The sequence below is a fragment of the Streptomyces sp. NPDC034103 genome (genome assembly GCF_055575395.1).
In genome coordinates this window covers 43,918-69,718 of record NZ_JBVISS010000008.1, presented here as the reverse complement: position 1 = coordinate 69,718, position 25,801 = coordinate 43,918, and the positions used below count along the sequence as shown (strand labels likewise).

Below are 25,801 nucleotides of genomic sequence, written 5' to 3'. Positions count from 1 at the left end.
GGCAAGCCATTGACTTCCGACCTGCTCGCCCCCCTCGACCTGGCGTTCTGGAACATCGAGTCCCCGCAGCACCCCATGCACCTGGGCGCCCTCGGGGTCTTCTCGGCCCACTCGCCCGCCGCGGGCGCCCACGCGGCCGACCTGCTCGCGGCCCGGGCGGCGGCGGTGCCCGGGCTGCGGATGCGGATCCGGGACGTCTGGCAGCCGCTGGCCTTCGGAGGCGCGACCCGCGAGCCCGCCCCCGACTTCGACCCCCTGGACCACGTCCGGCTGCACCCGGCCACCGCCGACTTCCAGGCCGTCGCCGGACGCCTCATGGAACGGCCGCTGGAGCGCGGCCGGCCGCCCTGGGAGGCCCATGTGCTGCCGGGGGAGGACGGCGGCTCCTTCGCCGTGCTCTTCAAGTTCCACCACGCCCTGGCCGACGGCCTGCGGGCGCTGACCCTCGCGGCCGCGATCCTCGACCCGATCGACCTGCCCGCCCGCACGCCACGCCCCGAGGCACCCGCGAAGGGCTTCCTCCCGGACGTGCGCAAGCTGCCGGACCTCGTCCGGGGTGCGGTATCCGACGTCGGCCGCGCCCTCGACATCGGCGCCTCCGTCGCCCTGTCCACCCTCGCGGCCCGCTCCTCGTCCGCGCTGACCTGCGAGGCGAGCGGCACCCGCCGTACCGCGGGGGTCGTCGTCGACCTCGACGACGTGCACCGGGTGCGCAAGGCCCAGGGCGGCACCGTCAACGACGTCCTGATCGCGGTCGTCGCCGGCGCCCTGCGCAGCTGGCTGGACCAGCGCGGCGACGGCAGTGAGGGCGTCGCGCCCCGCGCCCTGATCCCGGTCTCCCGACGCCGCCCGCGCACCGCGCACCCGCAGGGCAACCGCCTCTCCGGCTACCTGATGCCGCTCCCGGTCGACGACCCCGACCCGCTCGCCCGCCTCGGCACGGTCCGCACCGCCATGGACCGCAACAAGGACGCGGGTCCCTACCGGGGCGCCGGTGCCGTGGCCCTGCTCGCCGACCACGTCCCCGCCCTGGGCCACCGGCTCGGCGGACCGCTGGTCAGCCAGGCCGCCCGGCTCTGGTTCGACATCCTCGTCACCAGCGTGCCGCTGCCCAGCCTCGGCCTGAAGCTCGGCGGCAACCCGGTCATGGAGGTCTTCCCCTTCGCTCCGCTGGCCCACGGTCAGGCCCTCGCGGTCGCGATCTCGACCTACCGCGGGCAGGTCCACTACGGCCTCGTCGCGGACGCCGAGGCGGTACCGGACCTGGACGTCCTGGCCCGGGCCGTCACCGCGGAGGTCGAGACGCTCATCACTGCCTGCGAGGCTTGACCCTCCCGGTTTTTGGAGGACGGGCCCGGCGCTCCGTAGAATTCCCGGTTCGAAAGCGGACGCGGTCGGCGCGCCGCACGGGGCAGCAGGGAACGGCAGCGCGATGACGGTGACAGAGGACGGCTCGGCGATCACGGACGAAGCCGTGGACGGGATCGAGTACGGGCCCGGCATCGACCCGGAGCGGCTGGCCGTCTGCCTCAGCGTGCTCGACGAGCTCGAAGAGCTGGAGGTGGACCACCCCGACGCGATCGCCGTGCGCCGGGCCACCGCCGGCGTCTACCGCACCGTCAAGCAGCGCCGCCGCCAGGAGCGCCGGGCCGCCAAGACCGCCCACGACAGGGCGGTCACCGAGGCCACGGCGACCGGCTCCGCCCAGCGCATCGACGACGAGACCGAGGGCATCCTGCCCTCCTCGGTCACCGAGGAGGGGAAGATCGCGGGGATACTCCAGCGCCCCCGCTCCTGCTACACCTGCAAGACCCGGTACGTGGAGGTCGACTACTTCTACCACCAGCTCTGTCCGGACTGCGCCACCCTGAACCGGGACAAGCGCGACGTCCGCGCCGACCTCTCCGGCAAGCGCGCCCTGCTCACCGGCGGCCGCGCCAAGATCGGCATGTACATCGCGCTCCGGCTGCTGCGCGACGGCGCGCACACCACGATCACCACGCGCTTCCCCAAGGACGCCATCCGCCGCTTCAAGGCCATGGACGACTCCGCCAACTGGCTGCACCGCCTGGAGGTCGTCGGCATCGACCTGCGCGACCCGGCCCAGGCCGTGGCCCTCGCCGACCAGGTCGCCGAGGCGGGCCCGCTGGACATCCTGATCAACAACGCCACGCAGACCGTACGCCGCCTGCCGTCCGCCTACGCCGCGCTGGTCGAGGGCGAGAGCGCCCCGCTGCCCGCCGGTGAGCTGCCCGCCCACCAGGTGATCGGCGCCTTCGGCTCCGGCGCCGTGGACGGCCTGGCCGCGCTGCCCGTCGGGATCTCCGGCCTCGACGCCCAGCAGGTCGCCGACCTCGCCCTGGTCGCGGGCAACGCCAGCGTCGCCCGGCACCTCGACGGCACCGCCATCGACGCGGGCGGCCTGGTCCCCGACGTCGTCGACACCAACACCTGGGTGCAGACCATCGAGCAGATCTCCCCGGTGGAGCTCCTCGAGACCCAGCTGTGCAACTACACGGCGCCGTTCATCCTCATCAGCAAGCTCCGCCCGGCGATGGCCGACGCGGCGAGGAAGGCGGCGAGCGGTCGCGCCTACGTGGTCAACGTCTCCGCCATGGAAGGCGTCTTCGGCCGTGGCTACAAGGGCGCGGGCCACCCCAACACCAACGCCGCCAAGGCCGCGATGAACATGGTCACGCGCACCAGCGCCCAGGAGATGTTCCAGGCCGACGGCATCCTGATGACCTCGGTCGACACCGGCTGGATCACCGACGAGCGCCCCCACTACGACAAGCTGCGCCTGGCCGAGGAGGGCTTCCACGCCCCGCTCGACCTGGTCGACGGCGCGGCCCGCGTCTACGACCCCGTCGTGCGCGGCGAGGCGGGTGAGGACGTGTACGGCGTCTTTCTGAAGGACTACGCGCCGGGCAAGTGGTAGGCCCTTATTCGCTCGCGGACGGGAGTGCCGGCGTTCTACCGTGACGGTGGAGCGCCGGTGTGCCCGGTGCGATGGTCACGCGTTCTTCGTGGTTCGATCCCATACAGGCCCACCCACGGGCCTGCCGCCCTGTCGGAGGGCACCGCGCGACCGCTTTGATCTCGGGCACACGCACTCAGCCGGTTCCCGGCGCCCGTGACCGCAGCCGCTCGTGCAGCGCGTACGTCCCGGAGGAGTACGCGGCCCGCACTCTGGTCCCCCCGTCCACGAGCAGGTCCGCCCCGGTCACCCACTCGGCCGCGTCCGAGGCCAGCCATACGACGGCCCGCGCCACGTCCGCCGGCTCCCCGATCCGCCCGAGCGGCAGCCCCGCCGCGAGGTCCTCCTCGCCCGGCTCCCACACGAAACGGGCCATGTCCGTGCGGACGAGGCCGGGGGAGACGGAGTTGACCCGGACCCGCGGGGCCAGTTCGCCCGCGAGCTGCCGGGTGAGGTGCAGGAGCGCCGCCTTGCTGGTGCCGTACGCGCCCACGTGGGGCCCGACATGGGTCGCGCCCTCCGTGCAGACGTTGACGACCGAGCCGCCGTGCTCGCGCATCCACCCCCGCCACGCGCACCGCACCAGCCGCAGTGGCGCCTCGACGTTGACGGCGAACGCGGTGCGCCAGGCGTCGGGATCGGCGTCCATCAGCGGACCATAGGGCTGGTTGGTCGCCGCGTTGTTGACGAGGACGTCGAGCCGGCCGAAGGCGCGCAGGGCGAGCCGGACCACGTCGTCCGGGTGCGCGGGATCCGCCATGTCCCCCGCCACACCGAGCCCGCCGAGCGCCTCGGCGACCCGCCCCACCTCCGCGCTGTCCCGCGCGGTCACGCAGACCAGCGCGCCCTCGGACGCCAACTGCTCGGCCACCGCCCGCCCGATGCCGCGCGTACCGCCGGTGACGATCGCGGCCCTGCCCTGAAGTCCGTACGGCGCCGTCATCGGCGTACCGTCTCATGACGAACCGTCAGTCGACAGCCCCAGGACGGGAGTTGCGTGCCGGTGCCTACAGGAGGGCGGCAGATCCAACAGGCGCCGGGAGGCATCGGTCCTGTCCTCCCGCCGGGCGAGCCGTCGCCGTTCGTCGGCAGAGCGCGGCCGCCCTGCGATTCGGCCAACGGGACTTGAACCGCGCGCTCGGGGGCCTTCGAAGGGGCGGTCGCCTCTGTAGGCCGATCGGGTGACTTTTTCATGGGGCATCAGGTGGCAAAGGAGGGCATATCAGGAGACCGTCAACACGGGCGACTTGGGAAAGTAACCCCTTCTTTGCAGCCCCATCGAGCAGGCCTCCGCTCATTTGGTTAATCTGTAGCGGACGGACAGCAGTACGGGCTCCCACCCACACCCACGGTCCGTCCCGGGGCAAGCCGGTCATCACGGTTTGTCTCAGCCCCACCACCGGCGCCACCGCGTCCGAGCTGTTCTCGACTCAGACCCGAGCGGGCGTCCGGCGACCGATCGCACACTGACCGGTATGCCCCGAGGGTGACCCGACACATAAGGAGTGCGCGGTGACACCGGAGAAGACGAATCGCGATCAACGGCCCAAGGAACGCCCCGAACGCGCGGGCCGCCGGCCAGGACAGCTCGGCAGCCTCGACGTCTGGGCGCGCTCCGCCCCGATCCGTCTCGCGGGCTACGAGGACGACCTGGCCGAGCCGCACATCCTGCCCAGCGTGGACTGAAGCCCTTACTGATCGCCGTCGGCATGGGCGTGCCAGACTCACGCCCATGCTGATCAGAGAAGCCGCCGCCGGGGACTGGCCGCGGATCTGGCCTTTCTGGCACCGGATCGTCGCCGCGGGCGAGACGTACGCCTGGGACCCGGACACCTCCGAGGAGGCGGCCCGGGAGCTGTGGATGAGCCCGGCCAAGCGGGTGTACGTCGTCGAGGACGACAGTGGAGCCCTCGTCGCCTCCGCCTACACCACCCCCAACTACGGCGGCCCCGCCGCCCGCATCGCCAACGCGGGCTTCATGGTCGACCCCGACCACGCGGGCCGCGGCATCGGCCGCGCCCTCGCCGAGCACACCCTGGCCGCCGCGACGGCGGACGGATACCGCGGCATGGTCTTCAACGCCGTCGTGGAGACCAACCCCGCCGTCACACTGTGGACGTCCCTCGGCTTCACGATCCTCGGGACGGTACCGGCCGCGTTCGAGCATCCGCGGGCCGGCCTGGTCGGGCTGCACATCATGTACAAGGCGCTCTAGATGCCGATACCGCCACCCCTGACCGAGGCCGAGGTCACCGAGGCCGAGCGGGAGTTGGGGATCTCCCTCCCGCCGCGTACCGCGCGTACCTGCTGGAAGTGAGCGCGGGCGGGGCGGCCGTGGACGGCCGGGCCACCAGCGATCTGATCGTGCCGTTCTCCCCGGACCACCTCCACGGCGCGCCCCCGGTCACCTTCGGCCGATGGGTCGGCCGCAGCTCCTGGGATCTCCTGCCGCCGGGCTGGGGCTGAGCGGCCCTCAGTCCAGCGGAGCCGTCCGCTGCCAGGGACGCAGCCTCTCCAGTTGCCCGGCGAGTTCCAGCAGGGCCGCTTCCGAGCCCGGGCGTCCCACGAGCTGCACGGCCGCGGGGGCGCCGGAGGGCAGGGAGCCGAAGGGGACGGACATGGCGGGCCAGCCGGTGAGGTTCCAGGGCGGGGTCAGGGGCGAGTAGTTGGTGTTGGCCAGGACGTTGCGGAGCCAGCCGCGCTCGTGCCACGGCTGCGACCGGGGGGAGCGGCGGGCCAGGGCCGGGGTGAGCAGGATGTCGTACTCCTCGAAGAACGGCTCCAGACGGCGGCGCAGTTCCTCGCGGCTCCTGCCGGTGCTCACGCTCTTCACGAACCGGCGGCCCACCGCCGCGTGCACGCGCGTGCGGCGCGCCAGCCGACGGGTGTCCAGGCCCCGCGCGTCCTGGGAGGTGCCCGCCGTCCAGTGGGCGAGAGAGGTGAGGCTCAGCGACACCGGGTAGGGCGGGTCGGCGCGGCGGACCTGGTGGCCCGACTTCATCAGGACCTCTGCCGCCTGACGGGCGGCGGTCGTGTACGGCCCGGTGACGACGATCCCGGCGATCGGGCTGCGCAGCGAGAGCGCGACCTTGCGCATGCCCGCCTGCGCCGGACCGGTGAACTCCGCGTCCGCGAGGACGCCGAGCATCAGCCGGGCGTCCTCGACCGTCGTCGCGAGCGGGCCGTTCTCGGACATGCCGAACCAGTCGCCGTCGCTGACACCGGCCGGGACCACGCCGTGGCCCGGCTTGATGGTGACGAGGCCGCAGTTGGCCGCCGGGATGCGCAGCGAGCCCATGCCGTCGTTGCCGAGGGCGATCGGCACCAGCCCGGCGGCGACCGCGGCCGCGCTGCCTCCCGAGGAGCCGCCCGCCGTGCGGGTGGTGTCCCAGGGGTTGCGGGCCGTGCCGTGGACGCCCTCGGTCGTACCGAAGACACACAGCTCGGGCACGTTCGTCAGGCCCACCACCACCGCTCCCGCCGCCCGCAGCCGGGCCACGGTGACATGGTCCTCGGCGGCGGGCGTGTCCGGGGTGGCCGCGGAGCCGACGCGCTTGGACTCGCCGCGCACGGCGAGGTTGTCCTTGACGGCGATCGGCACTCCCGCGAGCGGCAGCCCGGCCAGATCGCCGCGCGCGCCCACCTCGTCCGCCTCGGCGAGCGCCGCCCGCGTCCGTACCGTCCGGAAGGCCCCGACGCGGCCGTCGAGCCGCTCGATCCGGGCGAGATGCTCGGCCACCACGTCGCGGGGCGTGGCCCGCCTCTCTCGCACGGCGGCGGCGATCTCGGCGGCGGTCCGGCCGATCCAGCTGGTCACGAGCGCTCCTCGGGGTGTACTGGCGAGTACGTAGGGAGAACTGTGCCTGCGCTCCGGCGCCACGTCGAGAGGGGGGAGGGGGAACCCGGCCGGTGGCGGAGGGGTGCTGTCGGTCCAGCCGGCCGGTTGGTCGCTGCTTCACCATCGGGCGGGGCAACGAGGTCCAGGTGGCCGCCATCCACGCACTCAGGCACCACGTGCTCGGACGGTCCGTCGACGAGGTGTGCGCCGACCCGGCCATGTTCGGCTCGGACTGGCCCGTGTGCCTCGCGACGGCCACGTACGCCGAAGTGCTGGACGTCGCCCATCGGTTGGTGGGCGAGGACCCCCGGATCTTCGAGACCACCGCCGCCCGCGTCTACGACCTGTGAGCCACCCCGGCCAGCCTGGTCGGCGGCAGGTACTCCCGTACGTAGGTCCGCTTCCAGCACGCGCCCGTCTCCCGCAGCTCGCGCCAGGTCGTGTACTGGTAACGGAAGAGGCGGGCGCGGACGTACCGGGGCGGAGCGTCGGGTGGGAAGGGTGAGCGGCGCAGCAGCCTCAGCGTGGCGCGGTCGCCCTCCAGCAGCCGCTCCACGAAGGTGCCGAACCACGAACCGGCGTAGGACGGCGACAGCGCGGCGAACCACATCAGCCAGTCCAGGCGCAGGTGGTACGGGGCGAACTGGCGCGGCCAGCGCCGGGGATCACCCGGCTTGCCCCGGAACTCGTACTCCCGCCAGTCGGAGTCCTCGCGCGGCACCTCCTCGGCCGTGCCCTCGACGACCACCTCGTAGCGGAACCGGCTGACGCTGCCGAACGCCCCGTAGGTGTTGACCAGATGGAGCGGGTCGAAGGAGCGGTTCATGACCTGGCGGCGGGAGACCATGTTCGCGACCGGGTGGTAGCTGAGGTACCCGATCAGAGCGCAGACGGCCAGGACCACGACCTCGTACCAGAGGGGGGTCTCGGGCACCCGGCGCGGCGGGTCACCCGGGAGCTCCAGCGCCGAGACGGCGAGCACGATCGTGATCCAGTTCAGCCAGGAGAAGTTGCCCGACAGGACCAGCCACAGCTGGGTGACGATCATCAGCGACGCGGCGGCCGTGGCGATCGGCTGCGGGGTGAACAGCAGCACGGGGACGACGAGTTGGGTGACGTGGTTCGCGCCCGCCTCGACCCGGTGCAGCGGCCGCGGGAGACGGTGGAAGAACCAGCTCAGCGGGCCCGGCATCGGTTGTGTCTCGTGGTGGTAGTCCAGGCAGGTCAGCTTCCGCCAGCACGCGTCGCCGCGCATCTTGATCAGCCCCGCGCCGAACTCCACCCGGAACAGGATCCAGCGCAGCAGGAACAGCACCAGGACCGGCGGCGCCACCTCGTCGTTGCCGAGGAACACCGCGAGGAAGCCGACCTCCAGCAGCAGGGACTCCCAGCCGAAGCCGTACCAGGTCTGGCCCACGTTGACGATCGACAGGTACAGCGCCCACGGCACCAGCCACAGCAGCATGCCGCCCCACAGCGGCAGCCGTGCGTCCAGGCCCGCGAGCAGCGCCGCCGACACCGCGCAGCCCGTCCAGGCACACCCCGCGAAGAAGCGGTCCGAGTAGTGCAGGTGGAACAGGCTCGGCGCCGCCCTGAAGGGAACCCGCTCGACGTACCGGGGGACGGGCAGCAGGCCCCTCGTGCCGAGCAGCGCGCGGAACTGGAGGGCCGCCGTCAGGAACGCGACCAGGTACACACCGGCCAGCGCCCGCTGGAGGACCAGCCGGCTCAGCCAGTAGTCGGGTGCGGTGAACCAGTCCACGGTCAGGTGCTCCTCCCTGCCATTGTCACGCCGAAGCCCGCGTCACGCTCCGTGTACCGGGCCTCCGGTTGCGTGACCCAAGTGAGTGAAGCAGACCATGGTGACGAACTGCTCGGCACGAGGCGGGAGAACACGGTGCGGGAGAACACGGTGCGTACGTTCACCGGGACCTTCGTCACGGCCTGCGCGCTCTCGGCGGCACTGATCGTCGCCGGCTGCGCCGGCCCCGACGGCAAGGGCACGGCATCCGGCGGGGAAGTCCTCCTGGAGCCCGTCGCCGCCCAGGGGCCCGACCCCTTCACCGACTCCACGGCGACCTCGACGGCCACCGCCGCGCCCGTCACCCGAACGCAGCAACCGGCGCGCTCGGAGGTGCGGTCGATCTCCGGCGGCACACCCGGCCTGTACGGCGGCACGGTCCGCTCCGGCAGCTGCGACGTGGACCGGCAGATCGGCGAGCTGTCCGCGGACCGGGCCAAGGGCCGGTCCTTCGCGCGGGCGGCGGGGATCTCGCCGGGGTCGATCCCGACGTACCTGCGCTCGCTGACCTCGGTCGTGCTGCGCGCCGACACCCGGGTCACCAACCACGGCTACCGGGACGGGCACGTCACCGGCTACCAGTCCGTCCTCCAGGCCGGCACCGCCGTCCTCGTCGACAACCGGGGCGTGCCCCGGGTCCGCTGCGCCTGCGGCAACCCGCTGGCGCCCGCGCGGGCGACGCACGCCGCGGTCACGAGCGGGCGGCCCTGGTCCGGCTACCGGGACGGGCAGGTCGTCGTGGTCGCTCCGGCGCCCACGGTGATCACCCACCTCACGATCATCGACGTCGTCGACCACACCTGGATCGAGCGGCGCTGCGGGCACGACACGCGGCACGACCACGTCGTACCGCCGCCGGCCCCGCTGCCGTCGACACCGCCCCCGACGCCGGACACGCCGGCACCGTCAACTCCCTCGGCGACCGACGTGAGCGCCTCCGGCATCAGCCCGGAAGGCACCGACAGCCCCTTCGCGACCGGCGAGAGCCCCACGCCGGACCCCGTCACGCCCGACTGCGCGCCCCCGACCGTCACGGCCACCCCCGGTGTCCCCACTCCCGGCGTCCCCGTGCGCGAGGACCCCGTCTGCCCCGCCGTCACAGTCACGGCGACGCCCTCCGACAGACCGACGGTCCAGGCCCCCTCGGACACCGCGGAGACCGGTCCCGACACCGGTCCCGACACCGTCCCGGACACCCCCGACGTGCCCGACGGCGGCGGTCTGATCCCGGACGCCCCCGACGAGGCGAGGACCACCGGCAGCATCTTCGACAGCCCCACCGCCGTACTCGAGAGCTGAACCCCCTCCGTCGGCACCCAGCAGTCGAAGAATCCGACAAATCCTGGCAAGGTGGCCCCATGGTTGATCGGGGAGCGAGCGCCCTGTCACTCCCGGACGACTGGCCCGCCCACCCGGACCCGATCCTGGCGCTCAACCGCATGGGCAGCTTCGACTGGGACCTGGACACCGGTCTGTTCCACATGGACGCCCAGGCCCACGAGGTGTTCGACCTGCGCCCCGACGAATACGACGGCCACCCCGAGACCCTCGCCGTCCGGGTCCCGGCCCCCGAGGCCTACCGCCTGGACGGCCTGGTCTCCCAGGCCATGAAGGACGGCAGTGAGAACTACGGCACCTACTTCCGCATCCGCTGCCGCGACGGCTCGCCGCGCTGGACCCACACCCAGGGCTACATCCGGCGCGACGAGACCGGCCGCCCGCGCCGGATCGTCGGCATCGTCCGGGACGCCACCCAGGAACTCGACGACCTCAGGACCCGCCATGAACAGGCCGGCCAGGACGCCGCCCGCCAGGAGCAGACCAACGTCGTCCAGCTCACCACGGCCGCCCTCGCCCACGCCCGGACCGTCGACGACGTCATCGACGTCCTCAAGGACACCCACGGCCTGACCCACCTCGGCGCCACCAGCCTCGTCATGGGCCTGGTCGAGGCGGGCCGGATCAGGCTGATCGCGGAGGGCCCCGCGGGCAGCTTCGTCCCCGGCACCGACGTCACCCGCATCGACGAGCCGTACCCCATGAGCGAGGTCGTGCGCACCCTGACCCCGCGGTTCATCGAGTCACCGGAGGAGTTCGCCGAGAGCTACCCGCTGCTGTGGCCGCACATCACCGGCCTCGACATCACCTCGGCGGCCTACCTCCCGCTGATCGCCCAGGCCCGGCCCATCGGCGCCATGGGCCTGCTCTACAGCAACCGGCGCGGCTTCTCGCCCGAGGACCGCAACGTCCTGGTCGCCCTCGGCTCCAGCATCGCCCAGAGCCTTCAGCGGGCCATGCTCTACGAGCAGGAGAAGGACCTCGCCACCGGCCTCCAGCAGGCCATGCTGCCGCGCACCATCCCCAGCGTGCGCGGCGCCGACGTCGCCGTCCGCTACCGCTCGGCGTCCCTGGGCCGGGACATCGGCGGCGACTGGTACGACCTCATCCCGCTGCCCGGCGGCCGGGTCGGCGCGGTCATCGGCGACGTCCAGGGCCACGACACGCACGCCGCCGCCGTCATGGGCCAACTGCGGATCGTGCTGCGCGCCTACGCCGCCGAGGGCCACACCCCCGCCACCGTCATGGCACGCGCCTCCGTCTTCCTGCACGAACTGGACACCGACCGCTTCGCGACCTGCCTGTACGCCGAGGCCGACCTCGCCACCGGGGTCGTCCAGGTGGTCCGGGCCGGCCACATCGACCCGCTGGTGCGCCGGCCCGACGGGAGCTGCCGCCGGGTCACGGTCGAGGGCGGGCTGCCGCTCGGGCTGTCGGCGGAGTTCGGGCGCCTGGAGTACCCCGTCGGCACGATCGAGCTCGACCCCGGCAACACCCTGCTGCTGTGCACCGACGGCCTGGTCGAGCAGCCCGGCGCAGACCTCGACGACGGCATGCGGACCCTCACCGCGCTCATCGCCTCCGGCCCCGCCGACGTCCGCGACCTCGCCGACCGCCTCATCGACGTGGCCGAGGAACGCGGCGGCGACGACGACGTGGCCCTGCTCCTGCTGCGCCGCCGGGGCCTGGACACCCCGCGGTCCGGCGGCCGGCTCCAGCAGCACGTGGCCTCGGGCGACCCGCAGGCGCTGACGGAGGCCCGGCACATGATCCGCGCCGCGGTGCGGGCCTGGGGCGCCGAGGACCGGGCCGACGAGATCGAGCTGGTCGCCGACGAACTGATCACCAACGCCCTCATGCACACCGAGGGCGCCGCCATCGTCACCCTGCGGGTCCTGGCCGGCACCGACCGCCGGCTCCGCGTCGAGGTCGAGGACTCCTCCAGCGCGCTGCCCCGCCGCCGCGAGGCCGGGGAATCCGGGGTCTCCGGGCGCGGCCTGCTCCTGGTCGACCTGCTCACCGACGTGTGGGGCGTGGAGGCGCGGGGCGGCGGCAAGTGCCTGTGGTGCGAGTTCAAGGTGCCCCAGCGGAGCTGAGCACAGCCGTCACCGGTGGCACTCTGGACGTATGCCGGAACTCCCCGAGGTCGAAGCGCTCAAGGACTTCCTCACCGACCACCTGGTCGGCCACGAGATCGTCCGGGTGCTGCCCGTGGCGATCAGCGTCCTGAAGACCTACGACCCGCCCGCGAGCGCCCTGGAGGGCCGCGAGGTCACCGCCGTGCACCGGCACGGCAAGTTCCTCGACCTCGTCACCGACGGCGGCCCGCACCTGGTGACCCACCTGGCCCGGGCCGGCTGGCTGCACTGGAAGGACCGGCTCCCGGACGGCCCACCGCGCCCCGGCAAGGGCCCCCTCGCCCTGCGGGTGGCCCTGGAGACGGGCGCCGGCTTCGACCTGACCGAGGCGGGCACGCAGAAGCGCCTCGCGGTGTACGTCGTGGCGGACCCGCGGCAGGTCCCCGGCGTGGCCCGGCTCGGCCCCGACCCGCTCGCGGACGACTTCGACGAGGCCCGCCTCGCGGAGCTGCTGGCCAGGGAGCGCCGGCAGCTCAAGGGGGCCCTGCGCGACCAGTCCCTGATCGCCGGGGTGGGCAACGCCTACAGCGACGAGATCCTGCATGTGGCGCGGATGTCCCCCTTCAAACTGGCCGCGTCGCTCACCCCGCAGGAGACGGCACGGCTGTACGAGGCGCTGCGCACCACCCTGAGCGAGGCGGTCGAGCGCTCCCGCGGACTGGCGGCCGGCCGGCTGAAGGCCGAGAAGAAGAGCGGCCTGCGGGTCCACGGCCGCACCGGTGAACCCTGCCCGGTGTGCGGCGACACGGTCCGCGAGGTCTCCTTCAGCGACTCCTCGCTCCAGTACTGCCCGACCTGCCAGACGGGCGGCAGACCGCTGGCGGACCGCAGGATGTCCAGGCTGCTCAAGTAGCGCGGCGTGGCGAGGGCAGCGGCGCGCCCGTGAATGCGTCCAGCGGCACCCGGTCGCCGAGCGCGCGCTTCAGCTTCACCGTCACCTTCTCCATGAGCAGCTCGCTGGTGCAGGGGCCGTCGTCCGTCCCGGTGACCGACGCGGAGAGCACCACGCTGCCCGCGGTCTCCAGGACCCGCACCACGGGCCCGTCGTCGCAGGCGCCGTGCCCGGCGAGGACGGTGACGGACCGGCCGTCCGCGTCGGTTCCGACGAGCTGTTCGAGCGGCATCAGCCAGTCCGTGGGGCTCTCCCTCGCGGGTCCGATCGGCGGCTCGGGAAGCGCGGAGGGTTCCAGGGCGACCCGCTTGAGCGGGGTGTCGTAGCCCTTCAGTGTGAACAGCCAGGCGGGGACGGTGGCCGGTCCCCGGCTCGTGACCAGGGTGGCCCTGCCCAGCTCGGCCTTGGTCACGGTCAGACGCGGCCCGTCGTGGCCGCCGCCGAGGGCGACGCTGTCGTAGGCCTTCCTCGCGTCCATGAGCGGCAGGGTGAGGGAACCGCCGCCGCGCCACTGCACCGTGCCCTTCCCGGGGGCGTCGGTGGGCAGTTCGGCGTCGAGGACGATGTTCCGGGTGAGATACGCCTGCTTGTCGGCGTCGTTGCGGAAGGCGTTGTCGGGCAGCTGGACGACGTCGGCCATCGGGTAGTACCCGGCGCGCCACACCTCGGCCGCCCGGGAGCCGTCCCAGGCCTCGGCGACCTTCCGGGCGCGGGACTCGGAGCCGCGCGTCTGCGCGCGTGAGCCGTGTTCGTCGCCGCAGCCCGCGAGCAGCAGGGCGAGTGGGACCAGCAGGCCGATGGTGCGGGCGGCGCGTGTACGCATGTGTTCCCCCAGGACCGAACGGATGTCGTTCCTGAGACGTGGGAACCGTCTCGCGCGTTCGGGCTCAGGCGGACTTCAGGGTCACCAGTCGCTCGCCGTCCATGGTGCGGACCTCGTACCGGGCGATCTGGTCGGAGCGGTAGGACGAGGCGCCGTTCATGACGAGCTCACGGGCGTCGTGGCGCGGGACGCCCCAGGTGGTGACGGTCTCCTCGGAGCCGTCGTGACCGACGACCACCAGCCGACAGGTGCGGGGGCCCGCCCCGTCCTTCACCTTCAGCTCCACCTGGGTGCCCGAGGTCTCGTCCGCCGCGGTGACCTGGGCCCATACGCCGGAGCGCGCGTCGGTCGCCTCCATCCGCGAGGCGCCGTCACCGCCCCGGCCGGCGGCGACCACGACGCCGGGCCCCGCCACCGCGAAGGCCACGGTCGCCGCCACGGCGCACAGGAACCGCCTGCGGCCGGTCCGGTGGCGCGTCCCGACCTCGGAGAGCAGCCGGTCCAGCATCCGGGGGCCGGGCTGGGCCAGCGGGCTGACGAACTGCGGGGTGGAGCGCCGGTACAGCATCAACTGCCGGGTGATGGGGCCGAATTCGGTGACGGAAGCCGCGCACCGAGGGCACTCCATGAGGTGATCCTCGAAGCGGAAGGCATCCGCCTCGTCCAGCACGCCGAGCGCGTACGCGGCGACGTCGCGATGCCTCTCCTGGGACCTCATGCGGAATCCTCGTGCCGTTGGGTGGGGGTGGGGTCACTCCTTGCTCCCACCCGTACGCACCGGACCGCCGAATCACTCAAGCACCGCACAGAATCGCAACCAAGGGATTCGGAGCGGGCCGGAGCGAGGATTGGTCCCGTCCGAAAAAAGTCCGGGACCGTGCGTTCGTGGCTAGAACAGGTGAATCGCGAGGTGCCCCAGCGGCAGTCCGAGCTGCCAGGCCTTCGTCCACACCTGGGGGCCCTCGTCCTCTCCGACGCCCGGTCCGCCGCCCGGTACCGCGTTGAGGTCGGGGGCCAGCAGCTCGGTCTCCTCCAGCCACTGCCAGGCCAGCTCGGCGAGGTCCAGGTCGGGGGAGGGGGACTCGGAATCCATCACCTCGGCCGCGAGCACCGCCATGCGTTCGCGCACCCAGTCCTGCCAGGGCTGGTCGTACGCGGTCAGGGACAGCCAGGTCTCCAGCTGGGTGACGACCCGGATGCCGGAGAGCTCGCCGTCGGTGTCGGCCAGGAAGATGGTCAGCGCCAGCGCGTCGCGCCCGGCACGGAACTCGAAGGACGTCGGCGGCATCAGATCGCCGGTCCGCAGCAGCTCGTCGGCGATGTACTCGGCGTACAACCAGGCCATGGGAACGGTGAGTTCGCCGCCGCCGTCCGTGCTCTCTTGACCTCTGTGCAGCATCCCTTCCTGCCTTCCTCCGGTGCGTGCGCGTCGCCCGTTACCGGGCCTCGGGGGCCTGGCGCGGGATTCCCACCTGCCGCGTCGGACCCCGTCCGGGAACACGGATGAAGACAGCCGATTACTCAACCATGGTCGTCAGCAAGGCACTTTACGGAGCCTTTGCCGCACCATGAGTTTCACCGCAGGTCGGCCGCGTATCCCGGGAGGACCCGGCGCAGGGCGCGCAGCGCGTAGTACGCGCGGGACTTCACGGTACCGGGCGGAATCCCGAGGGCTTCCGCGGCCTCCGCCACACTCGCCCCCTGGAAGTACACGAGCACCAGGACGTCACGGTGCTCCCGAGTGAGTGTCTTCACAGCCTCGCGTACGTCGATGCCCGCCGCCGCCCGCTCGGCGTGGTCCGCGCACACCCGCGCGTTCTCCAGGACCGCGTCCCCGACCTCGGGCGGACGCGCCTGCCGGGCCCGCCGCGCGTCGATCGCGAGCCGCCGTCCCACGGTCAGCAGCCACGGCCGGACGGACTCGAAGTCGTCGGCGCGCAGCGCCTCGGGGTGCTGCCAGGCCCGTACGAGGGTCTCCTGCACCAGGTCCTCGGCGCGCTGCCGGTCCCCGTCGCACAGCCGGAGGAGCAGGGCGAAGAGGGGCCGGCCGTGCTCCCGCTGCAGTGCGGCGAGCTCGTGCTCGGCGGTCGTCGCGTTCGTGAGTGTGATTCCGGCCGTCATGGCCGTATGGCATCGCAGCGTGACCGTGAGGGACAGGCCATCTACCCGGATCTGCGGCGGACGGTCGATCGCGTCGACGAACGGTACGACGAACGGTTCCCTCCGCCTCGCCCATCGGGCGAATGAACAGGCCCGGGCAGTTTGCGGCTGTGCTCATCTTCGTACCTATTTGTAAGGAAATATGATTACAGAGGGGTGAGCCGATGATTGCACGCAGACGACAGGTGGCCCTGGCCCTCACGGCCCTCCTGGCCGCGGGCGCCGCCTGCCAGGCCCGGCACCAGGACCCACCCGAACACCCCGGCCGCCCGGCCCCGTCCGCCGATGGGCCGCGCGGCTTCACCCTCGTCGCCTCCGGCGACGTCCTCCCGCACAGCTCCATCATCGACCGCGCCCGCTTCGACGCGGGCGGTACCGGCTACGACTTCCGCCCGATGCTCGCCGGCGTCGAACCGGTCGTCTCCCGCGCCGATCTGGCGCTGTGTCACATGGAGACCGTCTACGGCGCCGACGGCGACTACACCGGATACCCCGCGTTCAAGTCCCCGCCCGAGGTCGCCAAGGGCCTCGCCGCGACCGGCTACGACGGCTGCTCCACCGCCTCCAACCACAGCCTCGACGACGGCGCCGACGGCATCCGCCGCACCCTCGACGCACTCGACCGCGAAGGGGTCAGACACGCCGGTTCCGCGCGCACCGAGGCCGAGGCGGGCACGGTCACCATCCTGCGCGCGGGCACCGCGAACGTCGCCCACCTCGCGTACACCTACGACACCAACGGCTACCCGCTGCCGCCGGGGCAGCCCTGGGCCGTCGGTCTCGTCGAGGAGAACAAGATCCTCGCCGACGCCCGTGCCGCCCGGCGGGCCGGTGCCGACGTGGTCGTCGTCTCCGTGCACTGGGGCACGGAATGGCAGGACGCCCCCGACGACCGGCAGCTGACCCTGGCCCGCTCGCTCACCGCGTCCCGCACCGCCGGGCGCCCCGACATCGACCTGATCCTCGGCACCCACGCCCACGTCCCGCAGGCGTACGAGAAGGTCAACGGGACCTGGGTGATCTACGGCATGGGCGACCAGATCGCGGGCGAGATGTTCAACCACGAGGGCGCCCAGGACCCACGCGGCAACCAGTCCACGATCGGCCGCTTCACCTTCGCCGCGCCGGTGAAGCCGGGCGGCCGCTGGGAGGTGAGGAAGGCCGAGTTCGTCCCGCAACTGTTCGACGTCGACGCCGGCCGGGCGCTGAACCTCAACGAGGCGATCGCGGCGGGTGCCGAGCTGACCGGCGTGCGCGACCGCATCCGGGAGGTCGTGCTCAGCAGGGGCGCGGCGAAGGACGGGCTGACGATGGGGCGCTAGTCTTCTCTCTCACAACAGGCCCTGGGTCACTCCGCGTCGGCGTGGTCGAAGGTGCGCAGCATCTCCTTCAGCACCCGGGTGCACGCCCGCAGTTCGGCCTCGGTCAGCTCGCCGCCGACCTGCCGGTTCAGGGCGTGCTCGCGGTCGAGGACCGCGGTGACGACGGCCTCGCCGTCCCCGGTGAGCCGGATCAGCGAGGACCGCTGGTGCGCGGGGTTGGGCGCGGTCTCGGCCCAGCCCCGGGCCAGCGCGTCGTTGGTCATGCGCTGCACGAACTGCCGGGTCAGCGTCATGAGCCGGGCCATCTGGGGAACCGTCATGGGCCCGTACCGGTGCAGCAGGACCAGCACGGAGCGCACGCCGACGGAGACCCCCTCGATCTCCTCGCCCTGCTCCAGCTTGCGCAGGCCGCGCCGGTAGAGCGCGCCGATCAGGTCGAACACCTCGCTGACCCGATGGCCGAGTTCGTCGGGGGGCAGGGGCGCGTCGATGTCGTTCACCAGGACATCATGCACCGGCCCATCATGACAACCAGGTTGTCAAAGTATCCAGAAGATGACACCTTGGTTGTCATGACAGCTGCTTCGGAACTGAGTTATTTCACGTCCAGCGACGGCGACCTCGCCTACCGCGACATCGGTACGGGCGACCTCGTGGTCCTGCTCCACTCCGGTTACACCGACCACCGCCTCTTCGAGGCACAGATACCGGCCGTCGCCGCGGCCGGGTACCGGGTGGTCGCGGCCGACATCCGCGGCCACGGCTGGTCCGCCAACGCGAGCGAGCCCTTCCGCTGGGCCGACGACCTCGCGGGCCTGCTGCGACACCTCGACGCCGGCCCCGCGGTGCTGGTCGGTGTGTCGATGGGCGCGGCCGTCGCGAGCGACACGGTGATCGAGTACCCGGAGCTCGTCCGAGGGGTCGTCCTCGGCGGTGCCACGGTCAGCGAGTTCCAGTACTCGGATCCGCGCACCCTTCAGTTCGTGGCCGAGTCCGCCCGCACCCTGAACGCCGGTGACATCGAGGGCTGGCTGAAGGTGTTCCTGGAGGCGGTGGCCGGCGTCAACCGCACGGTCGACGACGTCGACCCCACCATCCTGGAACGGGTCCAGGAGATGGCCCTGCACACCATCGCCAAACACACCCCGGGCGAGCACAACTGGCACGTCCCCCTGACCGACACCTGGCCCCGGGTACCGAAGATCGACGTCCCGGTGCTCATGGTCAACGGTGCTCTCGACTCACCCGACCTGCTGGCCGACGCGGAGAGGTTCGCCCGTACCGTCCCCGACGGGCGCTCGGTACTCATCGAGGACACCTCGCACTACCCGAACATGGAGAAGCCCGAGCAGTTCAACGAGATCCTGCTCGACTTCCTCCGCACCCTCTGAACGGTCCTACGGGACCACGGTCACCGGCCACCGTCCGGCCTTCACCAGTCGCACCGCGACCGAGCCGACGATCCGATGCCCGGCCTGCTCGGAGGCGCCCACCACCACGGCGTCCGCCGTGAGTTCGTCCGCGGCCTTCACCAGACCGCTGTACGGGTCACCACGGAACGTGTGGAACTCCCAGCGCACGTCGAATATCCCCTTCGTGCGCTCGGTCGCCTCCCGGATCTGCGCGACCAGGTCCTCGGCGATCTCGTCGGTCGTCTCCGCGACCGGCGCCCCGAGGGCCGCTCCCGCCGCCATCACCGGCTGCACGTACACGACCGCGAGCAGCGCGTGCTGGCGGCGGGCCAGGCCACCGGCGTACGCCGCCGCTCGGAGGGAGGAGTCGGAGCCGTCCACCCCGACCACGATGACCTTCGGCCCGTCCGTGCCCCGCTCGAACCGGTGCGAGTGCTGTTCCGTCACGGCAGGGAGGCTATCGGAAACCCCAGGTCCCACCCGTGGCCGGGCCCTCCCGACGGGCGGCGCGGCCCGGCTGTTCCTACAGTCGGAACATGAGTGCCACCGTCGAGGCCGGACCGGCCAAGGACACCGAGGGCCGACACAAGCGGCCCGGCAGCGGCCTCCTCGGCAGGGTGCCGGAAGGCTTCGCGGCCTTCTTCGGGGCCCTCGGACTGCTGTGCCTGCTGCTCGCGCTGATCCCCCCGCTGCGCCGGCTGCTCCGGCCCGTCGTCCGCCTCCTCGACCTGCTCATCGTCCCGGTCAGCGCCAACCTCGCCTACGCCGTCTTCCTCTTCCTCCTCGCCGGCGCCACCGCCGCCCGCAAGAAGGTCGCCTGGTGGCTGGTCGTGGTCTACCTGGGCCTGCTCGTCCTCGTCGACGCCCTGGGCGTGGCGGTCGGCCTCTACGCCGACTCCCTCCCCTCCCTCGTGGTGTGCGCTCTCGCGCTGGCCCTGCTCGTCGTCGCCCGCCGCGAGTTCTACGGCGCCTCCCGCCGCGCCGCCGTCCGCCGGGCCGTCCTCGTCCTGCTGGCCGGGCTCGCCCTCGGCATCCTCGTCGGCTGGGGCCTGCTGGAGCTCTTTCCCGGCACCCTGCCACGCGGTCAGCGGCTGCTGTGGGCCGCCAACCGGGTCTGCGGCGGCCTGGTCCCCGCCCGCTCCTTCGACGGCGAACCACCGCACCCCCTGTTCTTCCTCCTCGGCCTGTTCGGCGCGCTCGCCCTCCTCAACGCCGCCGCCACCCTCTTCCGCTCCCAGCGCATGGAAGCCGCCCTGCACGGCGACGAGGAGGCCCGGATCAGGGCCCTGCTGAAGGCCTACGGCGAGCACGACTCCCTCGGCTACTTCGCCACCCGGCGCGACAAAGCCGTCGTCTTCTCGCCCAGCGGCAAGGCCGCCGTCACCTACCGCGTCGAGGCCGGCGTCTGCCTCGCCAGCGGCGACCCCGTCGGCGACCGCGAGGCCTGGCCGCACGCCATCGACGCCTGGCTCGACGCGGCCCGCCGGCACGCCTGGGCCCCTGCCGCGATGGGCGCCTCCGAGGACGGCGCCACGGCCTACGCCCGCGCCGGACTCGGCGCCCTCCAACTCGGCGACGAGGCGATCCTGCACGTCACCGACTTCGACCTCGGCGGACGCGACATGCGCGTCACCCGCCAGGCCGTGAACCGGGTCCGCCGCACCGGCGCCCACTGCCGCGTCCGCCGCCACAGCGCCCTCACCGACGCGGAGATGGAAGCCATCGTCGACAAGGCCGACGCCTGGCGGGACACCGAGACCGAACGCGGCTTCTCCATGGCCCTGGACCGCCTCGGCGACCCGGCCGACGGCGACTGCCTCCTGGTGGAGGCCCTCGACGAGGACGGCAGCCTCCTCGCCCTGCTGTCCTTCGTGCCCTGGGGCACCGACGGCGTCTCCCTGGACCTGATGCGCCGTGACCGCGGCGCACCCAACGGCGTCATGGAGTTCATGGTCGCCGAACTGTGCGCGGTGGCCCCCAAACTGGGCGTACGCCGGATCTCCCTCAACTTCGCCGTCTTCCGCTCGGTCTTCGAGGAGGGCGCCCGCATCGGCGCCGGACCCGTGCTGCGCCTCTGGCGCCGCCTGCTGCTGTTCTTCTCCAGATGGTGGCAACTGGAGGCCCTGTACCGCTCCAACGCCAAGTACCGCCCCGCGTGGTACCCACGCTTCATCTGCTACGGCGAGACCGGCGCCCTCGCCCGCATCGGCCTCGCCTCCGGGATCGCCGAGGGCTTCGTCTCCGTACCCTCCCTGCGCAAACTCTGGGGAAAAGGGCACCCGAAAGCGGGACCGCGGCCGGCCACCACCGAAGGCCTGCCGCCGCTGTCGGCGCTCGGCCTCGCCGGAGGGGACGAGGCCGGGTCCGCCGGCCCGGATGCGGGCCTGCCCGAGCAGGCCCGCATCCGGCACCGGACGCTGGACCGACTGCGCGCCGAGGGCATCGACCCCTACCCGGTCGGCATCCCGCGGCGCACCCACGCCCTCGCGGACGTCCGCGACGGCGACGAGGTCACCGTCGCCGGCCGGGTCATGCGCGTGCGGGACTTCGGCGGCATCGTCTTCGTCACCCTGCGTGACTGGTCCGGCGACCACCAGCTCGCCCTCACCCGCGCTCTGTCGGGCACGGAACTGCCCCGCTTCACCGCCGACAGCGACATCGGCGACCACATCACCGCGACGGGCACGGCGGGCACCAGCGACAAGGGCGAACCCACCGTCTTCGTCACCACCTGGCAGCTCACCGGCAAGTGCCTGCGCCCGCTCCCCGACAAACGCCGCGGCCTGAGCGACCCCGAGGCCAAGGTCCGCATGCGCTACCTCGACCTGGTCGCGAGCCCCGAGGCCCGCGACGTGGTCCGCGCCCGCTCCACCGCCGTACAGGCCCTGCGCCAGGGCCTGCTGGAGCGCGGCTACCTCGAGGTCGAGACCCCGATGCTCCAGCAGATCCACGGCGGCGCCAACGCCCGCCCCTTCACCACCCACATCAACGCCTACGACCTCGACCTGTACCTGCGCATCGCCCCCGAGCTGTACCTGAAACGGCTGTGCGTCGGCGGCCTGGAGAAGGTCTTCGAGATGGGCCGCACCTTCCGCAACGAGGGCGTCTCCTACAAGCACAACCCCGAGTTCACGATGCTGGAGGCCTACCAGGCCTTCGCCGACTACGACGTGATGCTCGACCTGACCCGCGAACTGATCCAGGGCGCCGCCACCGCCGCCTTCGGCACGCCGGTCGCCCGCAAGGACGGCACCGAGTACGACATCTCCGGCCAGTGGCCCGTCAAGACGGTCCACGCCGCGATCTCCGAGGCCCTGGGCGAGGAGATCGACGCCGACACGGAACTGCTGCGGCTGCACCGGCACTGCGACCGCGCGGGCGTGCCGTACACCGCCGACGACACCCGCGGCGACGTCGTCCTGGAGATGTACGAGCGGCTGGTCGAGGAGCGGACCCAGCTGCCCACCTTCTACAAGGACTTCCCCACCGACGTCTCCCCGCTCACCCGGCAGCACCGCACCGACCCGCGGCTCGCCGAGCGCTGGGACCTCGTCGCCTTCGGCACCGAACTCGGCACGGCCTACTCCGAGCTGACCGACCCCGTCGAGCAACGCCGTCGCCTCACCGCCCAGTCGCTGCTCGCCGCCGGGGGAGACCCCGAGGCGATGGAGCTCGACGAGGACTTCCTCGACGCCCTGGAGTACGCGATGCCGCCCACCGGAGGCCTCGGCATCGGCGTCGACCGGCTCGTCATGTTCCTCACCGGACGCACCATCAGAGAGACGCTGCCGTTCCCCCTGGTGCGCCGCCGCTGACGGCGAGCCCTGGGCCGGGCGGGTGTTTTCCTGCCGCCGCACCGGTCATGTCCTGGTGCGTCGGCCATGGTTCGGGCGACTGATGAGTCATGACGAAGGATCAGTTGCTCACCCGGCTGCTCTCGCGACGCCGGGCCCTGCTCGCCGGCGCCGCCGCTGTCGGGGCGGCCGGCACGGCCGCACTGTTCGCCGCGGGCACCGGCGACACCCCGGCGCGGCCCGCGCTCCCCGCCCCCGGCCCCCAGGCGCGCCGCCCGCTCCAGCCCTCCGCGTACCGGCTCCAGCCCCTGACCGGCTACGGACCGCCGCGCACCGCCCCCCGCCGCACCCTGGTACGCCGCGAGCCGCTGCTGAAGGTCTCCGGACGCGGCCGCACCATGGTGCTGACCTTCGACGACGGACCCGACCCCCGCTACACCCCGCACATCCTGGACATCCTGGCGCACTACGACGTCCGCGCGATGTTCTTCGTGTGCGGGGAGATGGCGGTCGACAACAAGGAGCTGCTGGAACGCATGGCCGACGAGGGCCACGTCGTCGGCAACCACACCTGGTCCCACCCCCTGCTCACCCGCCTGACCCGCGGCCGGATCCGCTCCGAGATGGAACGCACCTGCGACGTCATCGAGGAGGCGTACGGCGAACGCCCGCAGTGGTTCCGCGCGCCCTACGGGGCCTGGAACCGCGCCGCCTTCCAGCTCGGCGCCGAACTCGGCATGGAGCCCCTCGCCTGGACCGTCGACACCCTCGACTGGACCGCCCCCGCCGCCCGCACCATCGTCGGCCGGGTCGAGAACGGCGCCGCCCCCGGCGTCGTGGTGCTCTCGCACGACGCCGGGGGCGACCGCTCCCAGAGTGTCCGGGCGCTGCGCGACTATCTCCCGCAGCTGCTGGACTCCGGCTACCACATCACCGTCCCTCGACGGCGCTACGTGTAGACAGGGCCCACCCGCCCGGTCGGGGAACGCTCAGCGGACCTCGACCAGGCGGGCGAAGGCGACCACGTTCCCCGCGTAACCGCTCTGCTTGGAGAAACCGCCGCCACAGGTGATGACCCGCAGTTCGGCGGTGCCCTTGGAACCGTAGACGCGGTCGCCGGGGAAGTTGTCCTTCTCGAAGACCTCGATGCCGTAGATCTCGAAAACGGCCGTCTTCCCGTCCCCGCGCCGCACCTCGACGCGATTGCCCTTCTTCAGGGCCCCGAGTCCGTAGAACACGGCCGGACCCATCTTGTTGTCGACATGGCCCACCACGACGGCCGTGCCCTTCTCGCCGGGAGAGACGGCGCCGGTGAACCAACCGGCCAGGTTCGCGTCCTCCGGCGGCGGCGCGGCCACCCAGCCGTCGGCGTCCAGGCCGACGGGCATGACCGGTGCGTCCACCTGGATCGCGGGGATCCGCACCCGGTCCGGCAGGGAGTACGGCAGCGGCGCCACCGATCCGGCGAAGGTGCCGGGAACACGGCTGTCCGCCGCAGCGGCGGTCGCCGGCTGCGGCGGACCCACGTCGAACTCTCCCGAACCATTTCGAATGAGAGCGAGGCCGGTCAGCAGAACAAGCGCTATCACGCCCCAAGGAGCACGCTTTTTCCGCCGCTCCTCCTCCTCGGCCAGCTCGGCCAGCTCGGACGCAGACATTCGACTTCCCCTCTCGACGCGGCCGTCGCCCCGTCACTCGCGCATACGAGAACGCTAAGGACCGCGGACGGAACCGGCGACGCGACAAAGGCGAACGGGTGGTGCCCCCGTCCGGGGGTGCGCCATCCGAGTTGCCCTTGAAAGGAAATTTCTGACGGTCCGTGACCTGCGGCAATATCCGATTGTGTGCTTTTCGCTCGGCGTGTCCTCTCACCAGGACGGACCATTGTCGAAATGCGCCCGCGCGCAGGGCATCTGAGGGTCTTTCTGGGAGGCGTTTTCTCGCCGATCGACCGGGGACCGTTCCCGGGGCGCCTTCCGCGGAGGATCACATGCGTACTACCCGTGCCCTGGCGGCCTCTGCCGCCGCGGTCGCCGCCCTCGGACTCGCCGCCCCCGCCGCCGTAGCGCGCGACGGGATGCCGGGCGGTCCGGGCGGCTCCGTCAGCCCGAGCAACATCGTCGCCCTGCCCAGCGTCATCGCCCGCGGTGGTCAGCTGACCATCACCGTCGACAACTGCTCCGGCGGCGGCACCGCCACCTCGCCGGCGTTCACCGGTTCGGTGATCCTGACCCCTGGCAACCCGGCCAGGGGCACGGCCACCGTCAGCTCGACCGCCCGCCCGGGCCTGTACTCCATCACGGTCAACTGCACCGGTGGCCGCAACCCGCTCACCAGGAACGACGCCTTCACTGTCATCGGCGGTGTCCGCGGCGGTCTCGGCGGCAGCAGCTCCTCCGGTGCCACCCCGACCGACATGGCCATCGGCGGCGGGCTGGTCGCCGCGGCCGTCATCGGCGGCGGGCTGTTCTGGATGCGCCGCCGTTCCGAGAAGCAGTTCTGACCTCGCCCCTTCGAAGAGACACCCCCTTCGGAAAGACACCCCCTCGAAAGACACGCACAGGCCTTCGCCCCGGACCCTGGGAAGGGTTCCGGGGCGAAGGCCTGTGCGGGAGCGGTCAGCCGCCGTCCTCACCGGTGCGGCGGCGCGAGAAGTGGTACGCCGCGCCGACCGAGCCCACGATGAGCGCGGCCCCGAGCCCGATCTCCTTGAGGTCGAACCCGGCGACGGTACCGCCCTCACCGGCGTGCACACCCCGGTTGTACGGGTACGGCTGGGGCGTGGGGTGGGTGCGGCCGGAAGCGATGGTCAGGTTGGTCGAACCGCTCACCCCGTCACAGGAGAACGTCACCTTGTAGGCCGCGCCCGGTTTCGCGTCCCAGTCGACGACGGCGGTCGCCGAGGACCGGTTGCCCGGGATGCTGATCGTGTCGAACACCCCCGAGCTGACCGTCGCGGACCCGGTACAGCCGCCGTTGTCCCGGTCCAGTTGCAGGGTGACCTGGCCGCCCGCCGCGATGGTCGAGGGCAGGACGCTGAAACCGAACGGCGTGATGTTGTGGTCGCCCTTGGCGACCGCTGCCGGCGCGGCGAGGGCGAGGGCGCTGACGCCCAGCAGTGCGGCCGAGGCTACGCGTATCGCGCGCATGGTGAATCCTCCGGGTCCCCGAGGAGCGGCCGCGGACCTTTTCCGCCGGCGCCAGAAATGCACCTCGATGATCAAAACGCTAGGAAGGTGCGCACATGCGCGCGAACGCTGTGGGGCGAATGGGGCATGGATGTGGGCCGGTCGGGGGACGCCGACG

25 protein-coding genes are annotated in these 25,801 nt (G+C 72.3%); 14 read left to right on the top strand and 11 right to left on the bottom strand.

All coding sequences use genetic code 11. From position 1 onward, the window contains the following. Positions 1-9 precede the first annotated feature (9 nt). Together ACZ56U_RS18855 and ACZ56U_RS18850 are read left to right on the top strand one after the other, a co-directional pair. Complete coding sequence (locus tag ACZ56U_RS18855; RefSeq protein ID WP_469085125.1) at positions 10-1,329, top strand: wax ester/triacylglycerol synthase family O-acyltransferase; 1,320 nt, start codon at positions 10-12, stop codon at positions 1,327-1,329. A 103-nt stretch (positions 1,330-1,432) separates the two neighbouring features. After that, positions 1,433-2,938, top strand: coding sequence for an SDR family NAD(P)-dependent oxidoreductase (locus ACZ56U_RS18850; RefSeq protein WP_469085124.1), 1,506 nt, complete (start codon positions 1,433-1,435; stop codon positions 2,936-2,938). Positions 2,939-3,113: 175 nt separating this feature from the next. On the opposite strand, the gene ACZ56U_RS18845 is transcribed toward ACZ56U_RS18850, so the two are convergent. After that, positions 3,114-3,920 (bottom strand): SDR family oxidoreductase, encoded by an 807-nt coding sequence (locus ACZ56U_RS18845; protein ID WP_469085123.1) that lies wholly within the window; start codon positions 3,918-3,920, stop codon positions 3,114-3,116. Between the two features lie 569 nt (positions 3,921-4,489). On the opposite strand from ACZ56U_RS18845, the gene ACZ56U_RS18840 reads away from it, so the two are divergent. The 3 genes from ACZ56U_RS18840 (at position 4,490) to ACZ56U_RS18830 (ending at position 5,443) form a co-directional block, all read left to right on the top strand. Continuing rightward, positions 4,490-4,663: a hypothetical protein gene (locus tag ACZ56U_RS18840; protein WP_107080540.1), complete on the top strand. Its 174-nt coding sequence runs from the start codon at positions 4,490-4,492 to the stop codon at positions 4,661-4,663. Between the two features lie 46 nt (positions 4,664-4,709). Continuing rightward, a complete protein-coding gene (locus tag ACZ56U_RS18835) occupies positions 4,710-5,192 on the top strand; it encodes a GNAT family N-acetyltransferase (protein WP_469085122.1) in 483 nt (160 codons plus the stop codon). 98 nt (positions 5,193-5,290) lie between these two features. Then, positions 5,291-5,443, top strand: coding sequence for a hypothetical protein (locus ACZ56U_RS18830; protein WP_469085121.1), 153 nt, complete (start codon positions 5,291-5,293; stop codon positions 5,441-5,443). 7 nt (positions 5,444-5,450) lie between these two features. Here ACZ56U_RS18830 and ACZ56U_RS18825 read toward each other — a convergent pair whose 3' ends face one another. After that, positions 5,451-6,794 (bottom strand): amidase, encoded by a 1,344-nt coding sequence (locus ACZ56U_RS18825; protein WP_469085120.1) that lies wholly within the window; start codon positions 6,792-6,794, stop codon positions 5,451-5,453. A 239-nt stretch (positions 6,795-7,033) separates the two neighbouring features. Here ACZ56U_RS18825 and ACZ56U_RS18820 point away from each other — a divergent pair, with 239 nt between their 5' ends. Continuing rightward, complete coding sequence (locus tag ACZ56U_RS18820) at positions 7,034-7,165, top strand: amidohydrolase family protein (protein ID WP_469085438.1); 132 nt, start codon at positions 7,034-7,036, stop codon at positions 7,163-7,165. Here ACZ56U_RS18820 and ACZ56U_RS18815 read toward each other — a convergent pair. Beyond that, positions 7,153-8,577 (bottom strand): lipase maturation factor family protein, encoded by a 1,425-nt coding sequence (locus ACZ56U_RS18815; RefSeq protein ID WP_469085119.1) that lies wholly within the window; start codon positions 8,575-8,577, stop codon positions 7,153-7,155. The two genes, ACZ56U_RS18820 and ACZ56U_RS18815, sit on opposite strands and share 13 nt — an antisense overlap. Positions 8,578-8,658: 81 nt before the next feature. On the opposite strand from ACZ56U_RS18815, the gene ACZ56U_RS18810 reads away from it, so the two are divergent. Genes ACZ56U_RS18810 through ACZ56U_RS18800 form a run of 3 tightly spaced genes read left to right on the top strand, consistent with a single transcriptional unit; the run spans position 8,659 to position 12,945 of the window. Continuing rightward, positions 8,659-9,915 (top strand): DUF6777 domain-containing protein, encoded by a 1,257-nt coding sequence (locus ACZ56U_RS18810; protein ID WP_469085118.1) that lies wholly within the window; start codon positions 8,659-8,661, stop codon positions 9,913-9,915. A gap of 59 nt (positions 9,916-9,974) precedes the next feature. Then, positions 9,975-12,050: a SpoIIE family protein phosphatase gene (locus ACZ56U_RS18805; RefSeq protein ID WP_469085117.1), complete on the top strand. Its 2,076-nt coding sequence runs from the start codon at positions 9,975-9,977 to the stop codon at positions 12,048-12,050. Between the two features lie 31 nt (positions 12,051-12,081). Further along, positions 12,082-12,945, top strand: a complete 864-nt coding sequence (locus ACZ56U_RS18800; protein WP_469085116.1) for an Fpg/Nei family DNA glycosylase — start codon at positions 12,082-12,084, stop codon at positions 12,943-12,945. Here the strand turns inward: ACZ56U_RS18800 and ACZ56U_RS18795 are convergent. The 4 genes from ACZ56U_RS18795 to ACZ56U_RS18780 form a co-directional block, all read right to left on the bottom strand. Next, positions 12,938-13,807, bottom strand: coding sequence for a hypothetical protein (locus ACZ56U_RS18795; protein ID WP_469085115.1), 870 nt, complete (start codon positions 13,805-13,807; stop codon positions 12,938-12,940). The genes ACZ56U_RS18800 and ACZ56U_RS18795 overlap by 8 nt on opposite strands. A 64-nt stretch (positions 13,808-13,871) precedes the next feature. Further along, positions 13,872-14,525 (bottom strand): zf-HC2 domain-containing protein, encoded by a 654-nt coding sequence (locus tag ACZ56U_RS18790; RefSeq protein WP_469085114.1) that lies wholly within the window; start codon positions 14,523-14,525, stop codon positions 13,872-13,874. Positions 14,526-14,696: 171 nt separating this feature from the next. Further along, a complete protein-coding gene (locus ACZ56U_RS18785) occupies positions 14,697-15,206 on the bottom strand; it encodes a hypothetical protein (RefSeq protein ID WP_469085113.1) in 510 nt (169 codons plus the stop codon). A 176-nt stretch (positions 15,207-15,382) separates the two neighbouring features. Further along, a complete protein-coding gene (locus tag ACZ56U_RS18780; RefSeq protein WP_469085112.1) occupies positions 15,383-15,928 on the bottom strand; it encodes a sigma-70 family RNA polymerase sigma factor in 546 nt (181 codons plus the stop codon). A gap of 203 nt (positions 15,929-16,131) precedes the next feature. Between ACZ56U_RS18780 and ACZ56U_RS18775 the strand changes: the two genes are divergently transcribed. Next, positions 16,132-17,289 carry a CapA family protein gene (locus ACZ56U_RS18775; RefSeq protein WP_469085111.1) on the top strand — a complete coding sequence of 386 codons (1,158 nt, stop codon included), beginning with the start codon at positions 16,132-16,134 and terminating at the stop codon, positions 17,287-17,289. A gap of 26 nt (positions 17,290-17,315) precedes the next feature. On the opposite strand, the gene ACZ56U_RS18770 is transcribed toward ACZ56U_RS18775, so the two are convergent. Next, positions 17,316-17,789 carry a MarR family winged helix-turn-helix transcriptional regulator gene (locus ACZ56U_RS18770; protein ID WP_469085437.1) on the bottom strand — a complete coding sequence of 158 codons (474 nt, stop codon included), beginning with the start codon at positions 17,787-17,789 and terminating at the stop codon, positions 17,316-17,318. A 72-nt stretch (positions 17,790-17,861) separates the two neighbouring features. Here ACZ56U_RS18770 and ACZ56U_RS18765 point away from each other — a divergent pair, with 72 nt between their 5' ends. Then, positions 17,862-18,680: an alpha/beta fold hydrolase gene (locus tag ACZ56U_RS18765; protein ID WP_469085110.1), complete on the top strand. Its 819-nt coding sequence runs from the start codon at positions 17,862-17,864 to the stop codon at positions 18,678-18,680. A gap of 6 nt (positions 18,681-18,686) precedes the next feature. Here ACZ56U_RS18765 and ACZ56U_RS18760 read toward each other — a convergent pair whose 3' ends face one another. Continuing rightward, positions 18,687-19,148, bottom strand: coding sequence for a universal stress protein (locus ACZ56U_RS18760; protein WP_469085109.1), 462 nt, complete (start codon positions 19,146-19,148; stop codon positions 18,687-18,689). 89 nt (positions 19,149-19,237) lie between these two features. On the opposite strand from ACZ56U_RS18760, the gene lysX reads away from it, so the two are divergent. Continuing rightward, positions 19,238-22,516, top strand: coding sequence for a bifunctional lysylphosphatidylglycerol synthetase/lysine--tRNA ligase LysX (gene lysX / locus ACZ56U_RS18755; protein ID WP_469085108.1), 3,279 nt, complete (start codon positions 19,238-19,240; stop codon positions 22,514-22,516). Between the two features lie 89 nt (positions 22,517-22,605). Further along, complete coding sequence (locus ACZ56U_RS18750) at positions 22,606-23,454, top strand: polysaccharide deacetylase family protein (protein ID WP_469085107.1); 849 nt, start codon at positions 22,606-22,608, stop codon at positions 23,452-23,454. 30 nt (positions 23,455-23,484) lie between these two features. Here the strand turns inward: ACZ56U_RS18750 and ACZ56U_RS18745 are convergent, their stop codons facing one another. Further along, positions 23,485-24,153 (bottom strand): class F sortase, encoded by a 669-nt coding sequence (locus ACZ56U_RS18745; RefSeq protein ID WP_469085106.1) that lies wholly within the window; start codon positions 24,151-24,153, stop codon positions 23,485-23,487. Between the two features lie 332 nt (positions 24,154-24,485). Between ACZ56U_RS18745 and ACZ56U_RS18740 the strand changes: the two genes are divergently transcribed. Beyond that, the gene (locus ACZ56U_RS18740; protein WP_469085105.1) at positions 24,486-24,998 is read left to right on the top strand and encodes a hypothetical protein; all 513 of its coding nucleotides are present in this window, start codon (positions 24,486-24,488) and stop codon (positions 24,996-24,998) included. Between the two features lie 115 nt (positions 24,999-25,113). Here ACZ56U_RS18740 and ACZ56U_RS18735 read toward each other — a convergent pair whose 3' ends face one another. Further along, positions 25,114-25,644, bottom strand: a complete 531-nt coding sequence (locus ACZ56U_RS18735; RefSeq protein ID WP_469085104.1) for a hypothetical protein — start codon at positions 25,642-25,644, stop codon at positions 25,114-25,116. Positions 25,645-25,801 lie beyond the last annotated feature (157 nt).